This window comes from Streptomyces sp. NPDC002386 (genome assembly GCF_053593175.1).
The window spans coordinates 1-16,657 of sequence record NZ_JBSFBX010000006.1 but is presented as its reverse complement, the minus strand read 5'-3'; the positions used below and the strand labels follow the sequence as shown (position 1 = coordinate 16,657).

The 16,657-nt window shown below is 71.5% G+C and carries 16 protein-coding genes; 10 read left to right on the top strand and 6 right to left on the bottom strand.

Annotated features, from left to right (window positions below; genetic code table 11):
* Positions 1–434: 434 nt before the first annotated feature.
* Positions 435–1,523, bottom strand: a complete 1,089-nt coding sequence (ychF, locus tag ACWCPN_RS14035) for a redox-regulated ATPase YchF (RefSeq protein WP_184968237.1) — start codon at positions 1,521–1,523, stop codon at positions 435–437.
* Positions 1,524–1,704: 181 nt separating this feature from the next.
* Here ychF and ACWCPN_RS14030 point away from each other — a divergent pair, with 181 nt between their 5' ends.
* Positions 1,705–2,235, top strand: a complete 531-nt coding sequence (locus tag ACWCPN_RS14030; RefSeq protein WP_451205336.1) for a DUF6542 domain-containing protein — start codon at positions 1,705–1,707, stop codon at positions 2,233–2,235.
* 61 nt (positions 2,236–2,296) lie between these two features.
* Here ACWCPN_RS14030 and ppgK read toward each other — a convergent pair whose 3' ends face one another.
* Together ppgK and ACWCPN_RS14020 are read right to left on the bottom strand one after the other, a co-directional pair.
* Positions 2,297–3,058, bottom strand: a complete 762-nt coding sequence (gene ppgK / locus ACWCPN_RS14025) for a polyphosphate--glucose phosphotransferase (protein ID WP_451205333.1) — start codon at positions 3,056–3,058, stop codon at positions 2,297–2,299.
* Positions 3,059–3,126: 68 nt separating this feature from the next.
* Entirely contained in the window at positions 3,127–4,143 is a 1,017-nt protein-coding gene (locus ACWCPN_RS14020) for a 4-hydroxy-3-methylbut-2-enyl diphosphate reductase (protein WP_365120213.1), read from the bottom strand.
* A gap of 118 nt (positions 4,144–4,261) precedes the next feature.
* Here ACWCPN_RS14020 and xseA point away from each other — a divergent pair, with 118 nt between their 5' ends.
* The 3 genes from xseA to ACWCPN_RS14005 all read left to right on the top strand — a co-directional run bounded on the left by xseA (position 4,262) and on the right by ACWCPN_RS14005 (position 6,443).
* Positions 4,262–5,482, top strand: a complete 1,221-nt coding sequence (gene xseA / locus ACWCPN_RS14015; RefSeq protein WP_199211841.1) for an exodeoxyribonuclease VII large subunit — start codon at positions 4,262–4,264, stop codon at positions 5,480–5,482.
* A 9-nt stretch (positions 5,483–5,491) separates the two neighbouring features.
* The gene (locus ACWCPN_RS14010) at positions 5,492–5,716 is read left to right on the top strand and encodes an exodeoxyribonuclease VII small subunit (RefSeq protein WP_451205329.1); all 225 of its coding nucleotides are present in this window, start codon (positions 5,492–5,494) and stop codon (positions 5,714–5,716) included.
* Between the two features lie 136 nt (positions 5,717–5,852).
* Positions 5,853–6,443 (top strand): malonic semialdehyde reductase, encoded by a 591-nt coding sequence (locus tag ACWCPN_RS14005; RefSeq protein ID WP_451205327.1) that lies wholly within the window; start codon positions 5,853–5,855, stop codon positions 6,441–6,443.
* Between the two features lie 68 nt (positions 6,444–6,511).
* Here the strand turns inward: ACWCPN_RS14005 and ACWCPN_RS14000 are convergent, their stop codons facing one another.
* Positions 6,512–7,036, bottom strand: a complete 525-nt coding sequence (locus tag ACWCPN_RS14000) for a DUF4245 domain-containing protein (protein ID WP_451205324.1) — start codon at positions 7,034–7,036, stop codon at positions 6,512–6,514.
* A 127-nt stretch (positions 7,037–7,163) separates the two neighbouring features.
* Here ACWCPN_RS14000 and glpX point away from each other — a divergent pair, with 127 nt between their 5' ends.
* A complete protein-coding gene (gene glpX / locus ACWCPN_RS13995; protein WP_199211838.1) occupies positions 7,164–8,198 on the top strand; it encodes a class II fructose-bisphosphatase in 1,035 nt (344 codons plus the stop codon).
* A gap of 75 nt (positions 8,199–8,273) precedes the next feature.
* On the opposite strand, the gene ACWCPN_RS13990 is transcribed toward glpX, so the two are convergent.
* Positions 8,274–8,648: a WhiB family transcriptional regulator gene (locus ACWCPN_RS13990; protein ID WP_199211837.1), complete on the bottom strand. Its 375-nt coding sequence runs from the start codon at positions 8,646–8,648 to the stop codon at positions 8,274–8,276.
* A 166-nt stretch (positions 8,649–8,814) separates the two neighbouring features.
* Entirely contained in the window at positions 8,815–9,516 is a 702-nt protein-coding gene (locus ACWCPN_RS13985; protein ID WP_365120228.1) for a DUF1707 SHOCT-like domain-containing protein, read from the bottom strand.
* 168 nt (positions 9,517–9,684) lie between these two features.
* On the opposite strand from ACWCPN_RS13985, the gene ACWCPN_RS13980 reads away from it, so the two are divergent.
* The 5 genes from ACWCPN_RS13980 (at position 9,685) to ACWCPN_RS13960 (ending at position 16,569) form a co-directional block, all read left to right on the top strand.
* A complete protein-coding gene (locus ACWCPN_RS13980; protein ID WP_451205319.1) occupies positions 9,685–11,355 on the top strand; it encodes a fumarate hydratase in 1,671 nt (556 codons plus the stop codon).
* 91 nt (positions 11,356–11,446) lie between these two features.
* Positions 11,447–12,835, top strand: a complete 1,389-nt coding sequence (locus ACWCPN_RS13975) for a class II fumarate hydratase (protein ID WP_451205317.1) — start codon at positions 11,447–11,449, stop codon at positions 12,833–12,835.
* 73 nt (positions 12,836–12,908) lie between these two features.
* A complete protein-coding gene (gene fomD / locus ACWCPN_RS13970; RefSeq protein ID WP_451205314.1) occupies positions 12,909–13,598 on the top strand; it encodes a cytidylyl-2-hydroxypropylphosphonate hydrolase in 690 nt (229 codons plus the stop codon).
* A gap of 278 nt (positions 13,599–13,876) precedes the next feature.
* Complete coding sequence (locus tag ACWCPN_RS13965; RefSeq protein WP_451205311.1) at positions 13,877–15,979, top strand: SpoIIE family protein phosphatase; 2,103 nt, start codon at positions 13,877–13,879, stop codon at positions 15,977–15,979.
* Positions 15,980–16,155: 176 nt separating this feature from the next.
* Complete coding sequence (locus ACWCPN_RS13960; RefSeq protein ID WP_392403738.1) at positions 16,156–16,569, top strand: hypothetical protein; 414 nt, start codon at positions 16,156–16,158, stop codon at positions 16,567–16,569.
* Positions 16,570–16,657 lie beyond the last annotated feature (88 nt).

Here is a 16,657-nt window from a genome sequence, read left to right as displayed (position 1 = left end):
TCTCTTCCAGGCGGACTCCCGATCGAGCCGGTCGCCGGTCGGTCCGCGGGCGGTCCACCTACGAATCTACGTCGTTTCCGGTGATGTTCAACTCGGCGGGCGGCGCCGGTGCGGCCGGAGCTTTCGCCGAAGTGACGCGCCAGGATCCTCGCACACCCGAGTCGGCGGACTTTCCCGGCACTTCGTGACCGGTCGCACCGGCTGACCGAAGGCGGTCTATGCGCGTAAAGGCCGAGGCCTCACCATGGTGCCGCTCCATGAACCATCGCATCGGGACCGCTTCGTGCCCGGTATCCCAGCCTGAGCGCCGCCGCCCTCGGGTCGGCGACCACCGCGTCGTCCGCACGATCGACGACGGGGGGCTGCGGAAAACTGCGGACCGCACAACGGCCTGACCTGCTCTCTCGCAGGTCAGGCCGTTTGTCCCCGTGGAATCAGACGTTGAAGCGGAACTCCACCACGTCGCCGTCCTGCATCACGTAGTCCTTGCCCTCCATGCGGGCCTTGCCCTTGGCGCGGGCCTCGGCGACCGAGCCCGTCTCGACCAGGTCGCCGAAGGAGATGACCTCGGCCTTGATGAAGCCCTTCTGGAAGTCGGTGTGGATCACACCGGCCGCCTCGGGGGCCGTGGCGCCCTTCTTGATCGTCCAGGCGCGGGACTCCTTGGGGCCGGCCGTGAGGTAGGTCTGCAGACCGAGCGTGTTGAAGCCGACGCGCGCGAGGGTGGCGAGGCCGGGCTCCTCGGCGCCGACCGACTCCAGGAGCTCCAGCGCGTCCTCCTCGTCCAGCTCGGCGAGGTCCTGCTCCAGCTTGGCGTTGAGGAAGATCGCCTCGGCGGGTGCGACCAGGGCGCGCTGCTCGTTCTTGAAGTCCTCGTCGACCAGCTCGTCCTCGTCGACGTTGAAGACGTAGAGGAACGGCTTGGTGGTGAGCAGGTGCAGGTCGTGCAGGAGCTCGTTGCGCTCGGTGCCCTGGACGATGCCGTGCGCGAAGAGCGTGTCGCCCTTCTCCAGGATCTCCTTGGCCTCCTCGACGGCCTTGACCTTGGGAGCGATGTCCTTCTTGATCCGCGACTCCTTCTGGAGCCGGGGCAGGACCTTCTCGATGGTCTGGAGGTCGGCGAGGATCAGCTCGGTGTTGATCGTCTCGATGTCGTCCTTCGGCGAGACCTTGCCGTCGACGTGGACGACGTTCTCGTCCTTGAAGGCGCGGATGACCTGGCAGATCGCGTCGGACTCGCGGATGTTCGCGAGGAACTTGTTGCCCAGGCCCTCGCCCTCGGAGGCGCCGCGCACGATGCCGGCGATGTCGACGAAGTCGACCGTGGCCGGGAGGATACGCTCCGACTTGAAGATCGACGCCAGCTTGGCGAGACGGCCGTCGGGCACACCGACGACGCCGACGTTCGGCTCGATCGTGGCGAACGGGTAGTTGGCCGCCAGCACGTCGTTCTTGGTCAGGGCGTTGAACAGGGTCGACTTGCCGACATTGGGCAGACCGACGATTCCGATCGTGAGCGACACGTTGCGACTTCCCGTAGATGAGAGGGGCCAGGGGCTGCCAGGGGCCAGAGACACTGGCCGATCCACCAGTCTACGGCGTCCGCGATGGCGGGTTCGCGGGAGCGCGGGGCGTCCGGCCGGGCTGCGCCCACCGGCGTGTCTGAGGGCCGATTGAGCACATAAGCAGACCTAGGTTGGTCCAATGGAGCAACGCAGAAGCCGACCCCCGAACAACGGACGGCGCCGCGGCACACCGCCCGCGGCGCTACCGCCGCAGGCACGTCGGCCGGTGCCGCGCGGGGCGCGGCCCGCGGACGGACGGCCGGCGGGTACCGGGCCGTCGGACGGGCAGCCGGCGGGGCTGCGGCTCACCGGGCTCGGCGGGGGGCTGTTCTGCGCGGCGGTGATGCTGCTGCTCGGTCTGCTGGACCAGCTCCTGTTCGGTGCGTCCCTGACGCTTTACGGCGTGCTGTTCCTGCCGGTGTGCGTGCTGACCGCGCTGTGGGTCCGCGGCGGTGACGTGCTCACCGCCCCGGTCGTCGTGCCGATCGCCTTCGCGGCGGGCCTGTTCCCCGTCGCGGACGGCAGCGGCGGCCTGCTCGGGCGGCTGATGGGGCTCGTCACCGGGCTCGCCACGCAGGCGGGCTGGCTGTACGGGGGGACGCTGCTCGCGGGGGTGATCGTGCTGGTACGGCGGGTGCTGTGGGTACGGGCCCGCCGGAGCCGGGGCTGACCGGCGGGTCCCGCGCCGTTCCTCCCGGGCCCCGGCCCGTGGCGCCGTTTCCGTCGCCGGGTCAGTCCCCGAGCCGCTCCTGGGCCTGCGCGGCGTGCATCGCCGCCCCGACGATGCCGGCGTTGTTCTGGAGCTGGGCCGGCACGATCTCGGCCCGCACGCCCTCGATGAGGTGCAGGAACTTGTCCGCCTTGCGGCTGACCCCGCCGCCGACGATGAACAGCTCGGGCGAGAAGAGCATCTCGACGTGGGCGAGGTACTTCCCGACCCGGCGCGCCCAGTGCTCCCAGCTCAGGTCGTGGTCCTCCTTGGCCTTGCTGGAGGCCCGCTTCTCGGCCTCGTGGCCGTTCAGCTCGAGGTGGCCCAGCTCGGTGTTGGGAACCAGCACGCCGTCGACGAAGACGGCGCTGCCGATGCCGGTGCCGAAGGTGAGCAGGATGACCGTGCCCCGCCGGTCCCGGCCGGCGCCGAACTGCATCTCGGCGACGCCCGCCGCGTCCGCGTCGTTGACCACGGTCACCGGGAGGCCGCCCAGCCGGCCGCCGAACAACGCGCGCGCGTCCGTGTCGACCCAGCTCTTGTCGACGTTGGCCGCCGTCCGGACCGTGGCGCCGCCCGTGACCACTCCGGGGAAGGTGAGGCCCACCGGGCCGGTCCAGCCGAAGTGGTCGATGACCTGCTTCACCCCGTCGGCGACGCCGTCGGGCGTCGCCGGGTGCGGGGTGAGCACCTTGCAGCGCTCCTGGGCCAGGTCCCCCTTGTCCAGGTCCACAGGGGCGCCCTTGATCCCGGATCCACCGATGTCCACGCCGAAGATCTGCATGGCACCACGTTACGACGTGCGACCGGCGGTCACGCCACGCAGATGCCGGTCAGGCCCGGGCGCGGACGTCACGCCCCGGCGGTGCCGCTCCCGCCGCGCTCGGCGACCAGGGTGGCCGCCTCGTCGCGCAGGTCGCGGCGCAGCTCCTTGGGCAGCGAGAAGGTGATGGACTCCTCGGCGGCCTTGACGATCTCCACGTCTTCGTAACCGCGCCCGCCGAGCCACTCCAGGACCTGCTCGACCAGCACCTCGGGGACCGAGGCGCCGGAGGTGACGCCGACGGTCGTCACGCCCTCCAGCCAGGCCTCGTCGATCTCGTCCGCGAAGTCCACCAGGTAGGCGGCGCGGGCACCGGCCAGCTTGGCGACCTCGACCAGCCGCTTGGAGTTCGAGGAGTTGCGCGAGCCGACCACGATGACCAGTTCGGCCTCCGCGCCCATCTGCTTCACGGCGAGCTGGCGGTTCTGCGTGGCGTAGCAGATGTCGTCGCTCGGCGGGGAGACGAGGCCCGGGAACTTCGTCTTCAGGGCGTCGACGGTCTCCATGGTCTCGTCCACGGAGAGGGTGGTCTGGGACAGCCAGACGACCTTCGAGGGGTCGCGGACCTCGACCTTGGCGACGTCCTCGGGGCCGTCGACGAGCTGGATGTGGTCGGGGGCCTCGCCGGAGGTGCCGATGACCTCCTCGTGGCCCTCGTGCCCGATCAGGAGGATGTCGTAGTCCTCGTTGGCGTACCGCACGGCCTCCTTGTGGACCTTGGTGACCAGCGGGCAGGTCGCGTCGATCGTGGCCAGCCGGCCGCGCTCGGCCTCCTCGTGCACGACCGGGGCGACGCCGTGCGCGGAGAACATCACGATGTTGCCCGGCGGCACCTCCTCCGTCCGCTCGACGAAGACGGCGCCCTTCTTCTCCAGGGTCTGCACGACGTACTTGTTGTGGACGATCTCGTGCCGGACGTAGATCGGGGCCCCGTACTGCTCCAGGGCCTTCTCGACGGCGATCACGGCGCGGTCGACACCGGCGCAGTAGCCCCGGGGGGCGGCGAGCAGGACACGGCGGCCAGACGAAGCGGTCATGGGACCCATCGTAAGGGTGTGTTCACGGGCTCCGGGATCGCGTCCCCGCGCGGCCGCCCGCACGGCTCCGTCGCGGGCGGCCGCGCGGGCGGGGCCTTCTGTCGGTGCCCGCCGTTACGCTCGCCGCATGGCTGTGAACACGTCGCCCGAGACGCCCCTGCCCGTGGGTGAGGTCTCGCGGCTCATCGGCAGGTGGATCGACCGGCTGGGCGCGGTGTGGGTCGAGGGGCAGATCACGCAGCTCTCGCGGCGGCCGGGCGCCGGGGTGGTCTTCCTGACCCTGCGGGACCCCTCGCACGACGTCTCCGTCAGCGTGACGTGCTACCGGCAGGTGTTCGACGCGGTGGCCGACGTGGTGGGTGAGGGCGCCCGGGTCGTCGTCCTGGCGAAGCCGGAGTGGTACGCGCCGCGTGGGCAGCTCTCGCTGCGGGCCGCCGAGATACGGCCGGTGGGCGTCGGTGAGCTGCTGGCCCGGCTGGAGCAGCTCAAGAAGGCGCTGGCGGCCGAGGGGCTGTTCGCGCCCGAGCGGAAGAAACCGCTGCCGTTCCTGCCGCAGCTCATCGGGCTGGTCTGCGGGCGGGCCTCCGCCGCGGAGCGGGACGTGCTGGAGAACGCCCGCCACCGCTGGCCGGCCGTCCGCTTCGAAGTGCGGAACGTGGCCGTGCAGGGGGTGCACGCCGTTCCGCAGGTCGTGCAGGCGGTCAAGGAGCTGGACGCGCTGGACGGCGTGGACGTCATCGTCGTGGCCCGGGGCGGCGGCAGCGTGGAGGACCTGCTGCCCTTCTCCGACGAGCAGCTCGTGCGCGCGGTGGCCCAGTGCCGTACGCCGGTGGTGTCCGCCATCGGGCACGAGCCGGACAATCCGCTGCTGGACCATGTGGCCGACCTGCGCGCCTCGACCCCGACCGACGCCGCCAAGAAGGTCGTGCCGGACGTGGGCGAGGAGTTCGAGCGGGTGCGGATGCTGCGGGACCGGGCCCGGCGGTGCGTGTCGGCGTCCGTGGAGCGGGAGGAGCGGGGGCTGGCCCACGCGCTGGCGCGGCCCTCTATGGAGGATCCGCACCGGATGGTCGACGAGCGAGCCGACCATGTGGCGTCGCTGCTGGACCGCGGCCGGCGCACCCTCGGCCACCTCCTGGACCGTGCCGACTCCGAGCTGACGCACACGCACGCGCGCGTGGTGGCCCTCTCCCCGGCCGCCACCCTCAAGCGCGGCTACGCGGTGCTGCAGCGGGCGGACGGCCATGTGGTGCGCGACCCGCAGGAAGTGACCGGGGGCGAGACGCTGCGGGCGCGGGTCGCCGAGGGCGAGTTCGGTGTCCGTGTCGATGCCGATGTCGATGTCTAGGGTGGGTGGATGACCAGCAAGGTGGACGAGGCGCTGTCGTACGAGCAGGCCCGGGACGAGTTGATCGACGTCGTGCGGCGTCTGGAGACGGGCGGTACGTCGCTCGAGGAGTCCCTGGCGCTGTGGGAGCGGGGCGAGGAGCTGGCCAAGGTGTGCCGGCGCTGGCTGGAGGGCGCGCGGGCCCGGCTGGACGCGGCGCTGGCCGAGGAGGCCGAGGAGGAGGACGCCGAATAGGGCGCGGGGCGGCGCCCGGCGCTGTGCCGGGGCTCACCGCTCCGTCCATTTGGTTGAAGGTTGAACTTTGCCGTAGTCTCGTGAGCGTCAGCCGGTCCGGCACCACGGGCCGCACGCGCACCCGAGGAAGGCACGCATGTCTCTCGTTCTTGACCCCGCCGCCCAGGACCTGCTGTTCCGCGAGGCCCGCACCGCGAACACCTTCACCGACGAGCCGGTGACCGAGGAGCAGGTCCAGGCGATCTACGACCTGGTCAAGTACGGTCCGACCGCCTTCAACCAGACCCCGCTGCGCGTCACCCTGGTCCGCTCCCCCGAGGCCCGTGAGCGCCTGCTGAAGCACATGTCCGAGGGCAACCGGGCCAAGACCGCCGCCGCCCCGCTGGTCGCGATCCTCTCCGCGGACAACGAGTTCCACGAGGAGCTGCCGGCCCTCTTCCCGGCCTTCCCGCAGGCCAAGGACGTCTTCTTCGCCGAGCGCCCGGTCCGCGAAGGCTCCGCCGCGATGAACGCCGCCCTCCAGGCCGGCTACTTCATCGTCGGCGTCCGCGCCGCGGGGCTCGCCGCGGGCCCGATGACCGGCTTCGACTTCGAGGGCGTCCGCAAGGAGTTCCTGGACGACGACCACACCCCGCTGATGGTCGTCAACATCGGCCGTCCGGGTCCGGACGCCTGGTACCCGCGCTCGCCGCGCCTGGCGTACGAGGACGTCATCACGACCGTCTGACCCCCACGAGCACGTGAAGGGGCCCCCGGCGTCGCGCCGGGGGCCCCTTCACGTGCGCGGCAGGGCGCTCAGGCCATCTTCAGGGCGGCCGCCATCCTCGTCAGCCGGTCGAAGGGCGCCGTGCCGGACACCACCGTGGTGGAGCCGGGGGTGTCCTCCAGGACCAGGGCGTCGTAGCGGCCGCCGGTGTACCGGGTCCAGGTGCGGCCGCCGATCCGCTCGGTCCGCTTCGTCGCCTTCGAACCCTGGCCTGCCTGCTCGATGAAGTCGGACCGTTTCTGAGTGGACTGCTCGACCTGCACGTACTGACCCTCGGGATCCTGGAAGCCGAGGTGCCACCGGTCGGAGTTCTCGCCCTGGAAGCGCACCGAGGTCGCCTTCCAGGACCCGGGCAGGCCCTCGGGGGCGGCCACCGGGTAGCTCGCGGCACGACGGGCCGTGTCCAGCTCGACCTGGTAGTCGACCCGCCTGATGTCGGGAGCGTGATCGTCGTGCGGGACGAAGACGTAGATGACCGCCGCCGCGATCCCGATGAGGCCCAGGGAGAGGATCATGTCCCGGACCGTCTTCTGCTTGCCGTTGGAACCTGCCACGCCCTCTATCGTCGCAGGTGCCCGGAGCGCTCATACGTGGGGTCCCCTGCTCATTTTGTCTGCTCAACGATAGAGTCGGGACCAACACCCTCATCCGGCCGTCGTCGTATCAGAAAGGTGCGCTCCGATGACCGAGAATCATCATCTGCCGTCCGAGCTCGATGTGCCCTCCGAGGCACCCGACCGCAACCTCGCCCTGGAGCTCGTCCGGGTCACCGAAGCCGCCGCCATGGCCGCCGGCCGCTGGGTCGGGCGCGGTGACAAGAACGGCGCCGACGGTGCCGCGGTGCGCGCCATGCGGACCCTCGTCTCGACCGTCTCGATGAACGGCGTCGTCGTCATCGGTGAGGGCGAGAAGGACGAGGCCCCGATGCTCTTCAACGGAGAGCACGTGGGCGACGGAACCGGTCCCGAGGTGGACATCGCCGTCGACCCGATCGACGGCACCACCCTGACCGCCAAGGGCATGCCCAACGCGATCGCGGTCCTCGCCGCCGCCGAGCGCGGGGCCATGTTCGACCCGTCCGCCGTGTTCTACATGGACAAGCTGGTCACCGGCCCCGAGGCCGCCGACTTCGTGGACATCAACGCGCCCGTGTCGGTCAACATCCGCCGGGTCGCCAAGGCCAAGCGCCGCACGCCCGAGGACGTCACCGTCGTCATCCTGGACCGTCCCCGGCACGAAGGCATCATCAAGGAGATCCGCGACACCGGCGCGCGCATCAAGCTGATCTCCGACGGTGACGTCGCCGGCTCCATCCTCGCCCTGCGCGAGGGCACCGGCATCGACCTGCTGCTCGGCATCGGCGGCACCCCGGAGGGCATCATCTCGGCCTGCGCCGTGAAGTGCCTGGGCGGCACCATCCAGGGCAAGCTGTGGCCCAAGGACGACGAGGAGCGGGCGCGGGCCGTCGACGCCGGGCACGACCTGGACCGCGTCCTGACCACGGAGGACCTGGTCACCGGCGAGAACGTGTTCTTCGTCGCCACCGGCATCACCGACGGCGAGCTGATGCGCGGCGTGCGGTACCGGTCGGAGACCGCCACCACCGACTCGATCGTGATGCGGTCGAGGTCCGGCACCGTGCGGCGGATCGACTCCGAGCACCGACTGAGCAAGCTGCGGGCCTACAGCGCGATCGACTTCGACCGGGCGAAGTGACCTGCCCGGGGTGAGCCCCGCTTCCCCGGAAAACGACGGGCGCCCTCTGTGCGGAGAGGGCGCCCGTTCGTACAGCTAGCCGGCTATGCGGTCCGTCGTCGCCCGGGCCGCCTTCTTCAGCTCCAGCTCACGCCTCCGCCGGCGCGCCAGCACGACGCGGCGCTCGGCGGCCGTCAGGCCGCCCCAGACGCCGTACGGCTCGGGCTGGAGCAGGGCGTGCTCGCGGCACTCCACCATGACGGGGCAGCGCGCGCAGACGCGCTTGGCCGCTTCCTCGCGGGACAGCCGGGCGGCCGTCGGCTCCTTGGACGGGGCGAAGAACAGGCCGGCCTCATCACGCCGGCACACCGCCTCGGTGTGCCAGGGGGCGTCTTGATCCCTGTCTCGCACTGGCACCCGCTGGGCCGGAACGGCGGCTACCTGCAGGGACGAATGCGGCGGTTGCAGCACGGTCTACTCCTGACGACGGCTTCGCGAGCGAGCACGATGCAGCAAGGCCTACCCGCTGTGCGCGCGCCTATGCACAGCGTTCCCAACCGCCGTCGCACGTCGTCCTGTTCACGCCCCCGCGCCCCCGCCGACGCCCTTCCGGCCGCCGGCGGAAGCGTCGCGGCCGTCAGCGGTCCAGGTGCTTGCGCAGCTTGCGGTCGACCTTGTCCTGGACGCGGTCGAGGATGTCCGCCACGAGCTTGCCCCGCTTGGGCCGCGCCTCCACGTTGCCCAGCACGGCCCAGCCGTCGACGTAGATCACGGGCGCCTCCGACTCGGCCGAATCCAGCGGGGCCACCTCGAAGTTGCCCAGCACGCCCCCGCCCGTGCCGCGCAGCGAGACGTTCTCCGGGACGCGGATCTGCACGTCACCGAAGACCGAGACGGCCTTGACGACGACCTGCTGGTACTCGAAGACCGCCTCGCTCAGATCGATCTCGACGCTGCCGAACACCGCGTAGGCGTGCAGCCGGCGTCCCGCCCGCCAGCGGCCCCGCCGCATGGCACTGCTGAACACGGCCACCACGTTGGCGTCCGCCTCGGCCGGTATCGCGCCCGGGGCCGGGCGGGGCGGTACGGACGCGTAGGCCGGCGCCGCGGGCCCGTGATGCGCCGCGGGCAGGTCCCGGATGAAGACCTCCAGCTCACCGACCGTCTTCGCGTGCAGCACCCCCTCGACGCGCTCGGCGTGCTCGTCCGCCGTCAGCCGGCCCTCGGCCAGGGCCTCACGGAGGATGTCGGCGACGCGGTCACGGTCGGCGTCCGATGCGCGCAGGTCGGCGGGGGCCGGGGCCCCGTCCTGGGCTGGGGCGTGCTTCTGAAGGTCCACGGCGGCAGCGTACCGAAACGCGATAGATCGCGACCAGGGGTGTGGACGAGCACGGGCGTGTCGAACTGAGCCTCACCTCACAGGTTCCGCGCCGACGGCAGGTTCTACGCTGGTGGGGCCCGCCAACGACGGCGGGCAGCCGTCCGTCAGAGTGAGGAATGGGCTGAGATGCCTGAGTTCGCGTACACCGATCTGCTTCCCCAGGGCGAGGACACCACCCCGTACCGGCTGGTGACCTCGGAAGGCGTGTCCACCGTCGAGGGGCCGGACGGGCGGACGTTCCTCAAGGTGGAGCCGCAGGCGCTGCGCAAGCTCGCCGAGGAGGCCATCCACGACATCCAGCACTACCTGCGCCCGGCCCACCTCGCCCAGCTGCGCCGCATCATCGACGACCCCGAGGCCTCGAGCAACGACAAGTTCGTCGCCCTGGACCTGCTGAAGAACGCGAACATCGCGGCGGCCGGCGTGCTCCCGATGTGCCAGGACACCGGCACCGCGATCGTGATGGGCAAGCGCGGCCAGAACGTCCTCACCGAGGGCGAGGACGAGAAGGCCCTCTCCCACGGCATCTACGACGCCTACACCAGGCTGAACCTGCGCTACTCGCAGATGGCTCCGCTCACCATGTGGGAGGAGAAGAACACCGGCTCCAACCTCCCCGCGCAGATCGAGCTGTACGCGACGGACGGCGGCGCCTACAAGTTCCTCTTCATGGCCAAGGGCGGCGGCTCGGCCAACAAGTCCTTCCTCTACCAGGAGACCAAGGCCGTCCTGAACGAGGCCTCCATGATGAAGTTCCTGGAGGAGAAGATCCGCTCGCTCGGCACGGCGGCCTGCCCGCCGTACCACCTGGCGATCGTCGTCGGCGGCACGAGCGCCGAGTACGCGCTGAAGACCGCCAAGTACGCCTCCGCGCACTACCTGGACAACATGCCGGCCGAGGGCTCGCCGCTCGGCCACGGCTTCCGGGACAAGGAGCTGGAGGACAAGGTCTTCGAGCTGACCCAGCGGATCGGCATCGGCGCGCAGTTCGGCGGCAAGTACTTCTGCCACGACGTGCGCGTGGTGCGGCTGCCGCGGCACGGCGCGTCCTGCCCGGTCGCGATCGCCGTCTCCTGCTCGGCGGACCGCCAGGCGGTCGCCAAGATCACCGCCGAGGGTGTCTTCCTGGAGCAGCTCGAGACGGACCCGGCGCGGTTCCTGCCGGAGACCACGGACGAGCACCTGGAGCAGGACGGGGACGTCGTCAACATCGACCTGAACCAGCCGATGGACGAGATCCTCGCCGAGCTGACCAAGTACCCGGTCAAGACGCGGCTGTCGCTCACCGGCCCGCTGGTCGTCGCCCGCGACATCGCGCACGCCAAGATCAAGGAGCGGCTGGACGCGGGCGAGGACATGCCGCAGTACCTGAAGGACCACCCGGTGTACTACGCGGGCCCGGCGAAGACTCCGGAGGGCTACGCCTCCGGCTCCTTCGGCCCGACGACGGCCGGCCGCATGGACTCCTACGTCGAGCAGTTCCAGGCGGCGGGCGGCTCCAAGGTGATGCTGGCCAAGGGCAACCGCAGCAAGCAGGTCACCGACGCGTGCGACGCGCACGGCGGCTTCTACCTCGGCTCCATCGGCGGCCCGGCCGCCCGCCTCGCCCAGGACTGCATCAAGAAGGTCGAGGTGCTGGAGTACGAGGAGCTGGGGATGGAGGCCGTCTGGAAGATCGAGGTCGAGGACTTCCCGGCGTTCGTCGTGGTCGACGACAAGGGGAACGACTTCTTCCAGAACCCCGCTCCCGCGCCGACGTTCACGTCGATCCCGGTGCGCGGGCCCGGTCTGGCGTAGGGGACCGGGCGCGGCGGGGTCCGCCCCGCCGCGCCCGCCCGCCGGCGGCGGGCCGCGGAACATCGCGGCGCCGTCGATCGCTGTAAGCGGTATGAGCGACGAATACCGCATCGAGCACGACTCCATGGGCGAGGTCCGGGTGCCCGCCCACGCCAAGTGGCGGGCGCAGACGCAGCGCGCCGTCGAGAACTTCCCGGTGTCCGGGCAGCGGATCGAGCGGGCGCACATCGAGGCGCTGGCCCGGATCAAGGGCGCCGCGGCGAAGGTGAACGCCGGGCTCGGCGTGCTGGACGAGGACGTCGCGGAGGCGATCCAGGAGGCGGCCCGGGAGGTCGCCGAGGGGAAGTGGGACGAGCACTTCCCGGTGGACGTGTTCCAGACCGGGTCCGGGACCTCGTCCAACATGAACGCCAACGAAGTCATCGCCACCCTGGCCGGTGAGCGGCTCGGCCGGGACGTGCACCCGAACGACCACGTCAACGCCTCGCAGTCCTCGAACGACGTCTTCCCCTCGTCCCTGCACATCGCCGCCACCGCCGCGGTCACCCACGACCTGATCCCGGCGCTGGAACACCTCGCCGCCGCCCTCGGCCGCAAGTCCGAGGAGTTCGCGGACGTCGTCAAGGCCGGGCGGACGCATCTGATGGACGCGACGCCGGTGACCCTGGGACAGGAGTTCGGCGGGTACGCGGCGCAGGTGCGGTACGGCGTGGAGCGGCTGCGGGCCTCGCTGCCCCGGCTGGCGGAGCTGCCACTGGGCGGTACCGCGGTGGGCACCGGGATCAACACCCCGCCGGGCTTCTCCGCCGCGGTCATCGAGGAGGTCGCGCGGTCCACCGGGCTGCCGCTCACCGAGGCCCGCGACCACTTCGAGGCGCAGGGCGCCCGGGACGGGGTCGTGGAGACGAGCGGGCAGCTCCGGACCATCGCGGTCGGGCTGACGAAGATCGCGAACGATCTGCGCTGGATGGCGTCCGGGCCGCGCACCGGGCTGGCCGAGATCCGGCTGCCCGATCTGCAGCCGGGCTCCTCGATCATGCCGGGCAAGGTCAACCCGGTCGTCCCCGAGGCCGTGCTCATGGTCGCCGCCCAGGTGATCGGCAACGACGCGACCATCACCACCGCCGGCGCCGCCGGGAACTTCGAGCTGAACGTGATGCTCCCGGTCATCGCCAAGAACGTGCTGGAGTCCGTCCGGCTGCTCGCGAACGTCTCCCGGCTGCTGGCCGACCGGACCGTGGACGGCGTCACCGCCGACCGCGAACGCGCCCGCGAGTACGCCGAGTCCTCGCCCTCGGTGGTGACGCCGCTGAACAGGTACATCGGCTACGAGGAGGCCGCGAAGGTCGCGAAGAGGTCGCTGGCCGAGCGCAGGACCATCCGCGAGGTCGTGCTGGAGGGCGGATACGTGGAGCGCGGCGAGCTCACGGTGGAGCAGCTCGACGAGGCGCTGGATGTCCTGCGGATGACACGCCCGTGACAACCGGCCACTGCCGCGCAGAACCGTGACGCGTACCGCAGCGTCGTATGTGTACGACACCTAATATCTGTTCATGGCGGACAGCAAAGCGGTGAGACGAGTGGCGGCGGGGCCTGCGACCTACTGGACCCCCGGGAGTCAGATCCTGTGGCGGTACCGGGAGAACGCCGGCGCGCGCTTCCACATCGCGCGGCCCGTCACCGTCGTCCGGGACGACGCGGAACTGCTCGCCGTGTGGATGGCGCCCGGTACCGAGTGCGTGAAGCCGGTGCTCGCCGACGGGACGCCGGTGCACGTGGAGCCGCTGGAGACCCGCTACACCAGGCCGCGTTCGGTGCAGCGGGACCGGTGGTTCGGCACGGGTGTGCTGAAGCTGGCCCGGCCCGCCGAGCCCTGGTCGGTGTGGCTGTTCTGGGAGCCGGGCTGGCGGTTCAAGAACTGGTACGTCAACCTCGAGCAGCCGCTGGCCCGCTGGTCGGGCGGGGTCGACTCCGAGGACCACTTCCTGGACATCTCCGTTCATCCGGACCGCAGTTGGCACTGGCGGGACGAGGACGAGTTCGCGCAGGCGCAGCGGGACGGGCTGATGGACGAGGTGACCGCCGAGCGCGTGCGGGCGGCCGGCCGGGCCGCGGTGGAGGTGATCGACTCCTGGGGGCCGCCGTTCTCCGAGGGCTGGCAGCACTGGCGCCCGGATCCGTCCTGGGCGGTACCGTCACTCCCCGAGGACTGGGACCGTACCCCCGCGCACGTGTCCTCATGAGACCCTTGATGCGCCCCCGGCCCACAACCGTAGGATCGTCCTCCGCAAGAAACCGCAAGGCAACTACCGGGGCACCAGCCGGGTCTGACCAGACGTCACCGAGGGGCGGCAGGAGTGAGCGAGGGGTACGAGGGCAACACCCCGGCGGGCCGGGCAGGGTTCCCCGGCCGCACAGGCACGACCTCTGACCACGCGGGAATTCCGTTCCTGGGGCATGTATTCCGGGTATCGGACTTTCGGCGGGACCACGTGCGCGCACGGCGCGCAGCCCCGGACGGATGGATTCGACGCGCGTGACGGAGCACCCCACGTCCTACGAGCGCCCGCAGTCGGGCGCCGACCCCGCGGAGCCTCGCGGGGCGCTCCTGCGTACCCCGGAGCAGCTCGGCAGTCCGGCCTTACCGGCACAGGCCCGGGCCGACGGACCGCCCTCCGCACCGGGGGCGACCACTCCCCGCGGCAAGGGGAACAAGGGGAAGGAGCCCCCAGTAAACGGCCCCGAGCACTCCCAGCCCGCCACCGCGCCGACGGACACGGGTCGCCCGCGTCCCGCGCCGGAGGCCATTCCGCCGCAGCCGGGCGCCGAGCAGGAGCGGGGGCCCGGCGGCCAGGACCGCCGTACCGGGCGGGGACTGCCACCGGGGCGGCCGATGCCGATGCGACGCGACGGCGACCGGCTCAGGTTCGTGGGCGCGGCGACCCGGCGGATCGCGCGCGGCCTCGATCTGGACGAGATCGTGATGGGGCTGTGCCGGGCCACCGTGCCGACGTTCTCCGACGCGATCCTGGTCTATCTGCGCGATCCGCTGCCGGTGGGTGACGAGCGCCCGACCGGGCCCGTGGTGCTGCGGCTGCGCCGCACGGACCGGATTCCGGACGAGCGGGACACGGAGGGCCTGGCGCTGCCGCCGTTCCCCGAGCCGGAGCCGGAGGCCTCGGCGCTCACCGAGCTGTCGTCGCTGACCACCGAGCTGTGCGAGGTGCGGCCGGGCGGTGCCCTGAACGAGGTGCTGCGCGGGGTGCGGCCGGTGTTCGCCGACGCGCCCGCGGCCCGGGCGGCGCTGCCCGAGCTGCTCGGCGAGGGCGGGGAGGCGGCGGTGCCGGGCGGCCGGCACGCGATCCTCGCGCCGCTGCGCGGCCGGCGCCGGGTGATCGGTGCCGCCCTGTTCCTGCGGCGTCCGGAGCGGCCGGCGTTCGAGGCGGACGATCTGCTGGTGGCGGCGCAGCTCGCCACGCACAGCGCGCTGGGCATCGACAAGGCGGTGCTGTACGGCCGGGAGGCCTACATCGCCGACGAGTTGCAGCGCACCATGCTGCCGGAGACGCTGCCCCGGCCGACCGGGGTGCGGCTGGCGTCCCGTTACCTGCCGGCGGCGGAGACGGCGCGGGTGGGCGGCGACTGGTACGACGCGATCCCGCTGCCCGGCAGCCGGGTGGCGCTCGTGGTCGGTGATGTCATGGGGCACTCCATGACCTCGGCGGCGATCATGGGTCAGCTGCGCACGACGGCGCAGACGCTGGCCGGTCTCGACCTGCCTCCGCAGGAGGTGCTGCACCACCTGGACGAGCAGGCGCAGCGGCTGGGCACGGACCGCATGGCGACCTGTCTGTACGCGGTGTACGACCCGGTCACGCATCGCATCACGATCGCCAACGCGGGCCATCCGCCGCCCGTGCTGCTGCATCTGGGCGGCCGGGCGGAGGTGCTGCGGGTGCCGCCGGGCGCGCCGATCGGTGTGGGCGGGGTGGACTTCGAGGCGGTGGAGCTGGACGCGCCGGCCGGGGCCACGCTGCTGCTGTACACCGACGGTCTGGTGGAGTCCCGGCTGCGGGACGTGTGGACCGGGATAGAGCAGCTCCGCGAGAAGCTGGCCGCGACCGCGCGGCTGACCGGCCCGGACCATCCGCCGCCGCTCGAGGCGCTGTGCGACGAGGTGCTGGACATGCTCGGCCCGGGTGACCGGGACGACGACATCGCGCTGCTCGCGGCCCGTTTCGACGGGATCGCGCCGAGCGATGTGGCGTACTGGACGCTGGAGCCGGAGGACGCGACGCCCGGCCAGGCCCGCCGGCTGGCGCGGCGCGCGCTGGCCCGGTGGGGCCTGGAGGAGCTGACGGACTCGGTGGAGCTGCTGGTCAGCGAGGTGGTCACGAACGCCGTGCGCTACGCCTCCCGTCCGGTGACGCTGCGTCTGCTGCGTACGGACGTGCTGCGCTGCGAGGTCGGCGACGACGTGCCCCAGTTGCCGCGGCTGTGCCAGGCGCGGGCCACGGACGAGGGCGGCCGCGGGCTGTACCTCGTCAACAAGCTGGCCCGGCGCTGGGGCGCGACGCGGCTGAGCACCGGCAAGGTGGTCTGGTTCGAGCTGAACAGGGCGTGAGCGCGGCGAGGTCGGGGGCGCCCGGTCTCCGGGCGCCCCGCCCGTGTGTGCGCGGCGGAGATCACATTCCTTGATCGCCGAAATCGGGTGCGCCGCCCGGCCGTTCGAGCCTAGGCTCCGTTTCGACCACGCGTTCGATAACGGGCGCGATTTCAGCAGGAAACGGGGTATCACCCATGCGCACGACCATCAGGCGGGGCCTGGCGACGTTGCTCGGCGTCGCCGCGCTGGCCACCGCTCAGGCGGGGGTCGCCTCCGCGAACGACCTGGACAAGAGCACCGAGTCCTTCCCCGAGGGCTCGCGCGTGACCTGGCACGCGGACGGCGAGCACCTGCTCGTCAAGGACACCGTGGCGGACGGTCACTCGGCCGTCGCGATCTTCCGGTGGTGGGACCAGTCGGAGGACCGGTACCACACGTTCACGTACTTCAACCGGGACGGCGAAGGCACCACCCGCGACGTGAACATGGACCTGTACGAGCACACCACCGTCAACTTCCGGGCCTGCGTCGGCGACTGGAAGGGCAGCCTGGAGAACAGCACGGACACGATCCGCAACTGCAGCAGCTGGGAAGTCAGCATGGCCTGACGCCGCGGGAGACGGAGAGGGGGGGGGGGGCCCGGGGGGGGGGGCCCCCGGGGGGGGGGGGGGAATGAGGGGATAGGAAACCTCAGAA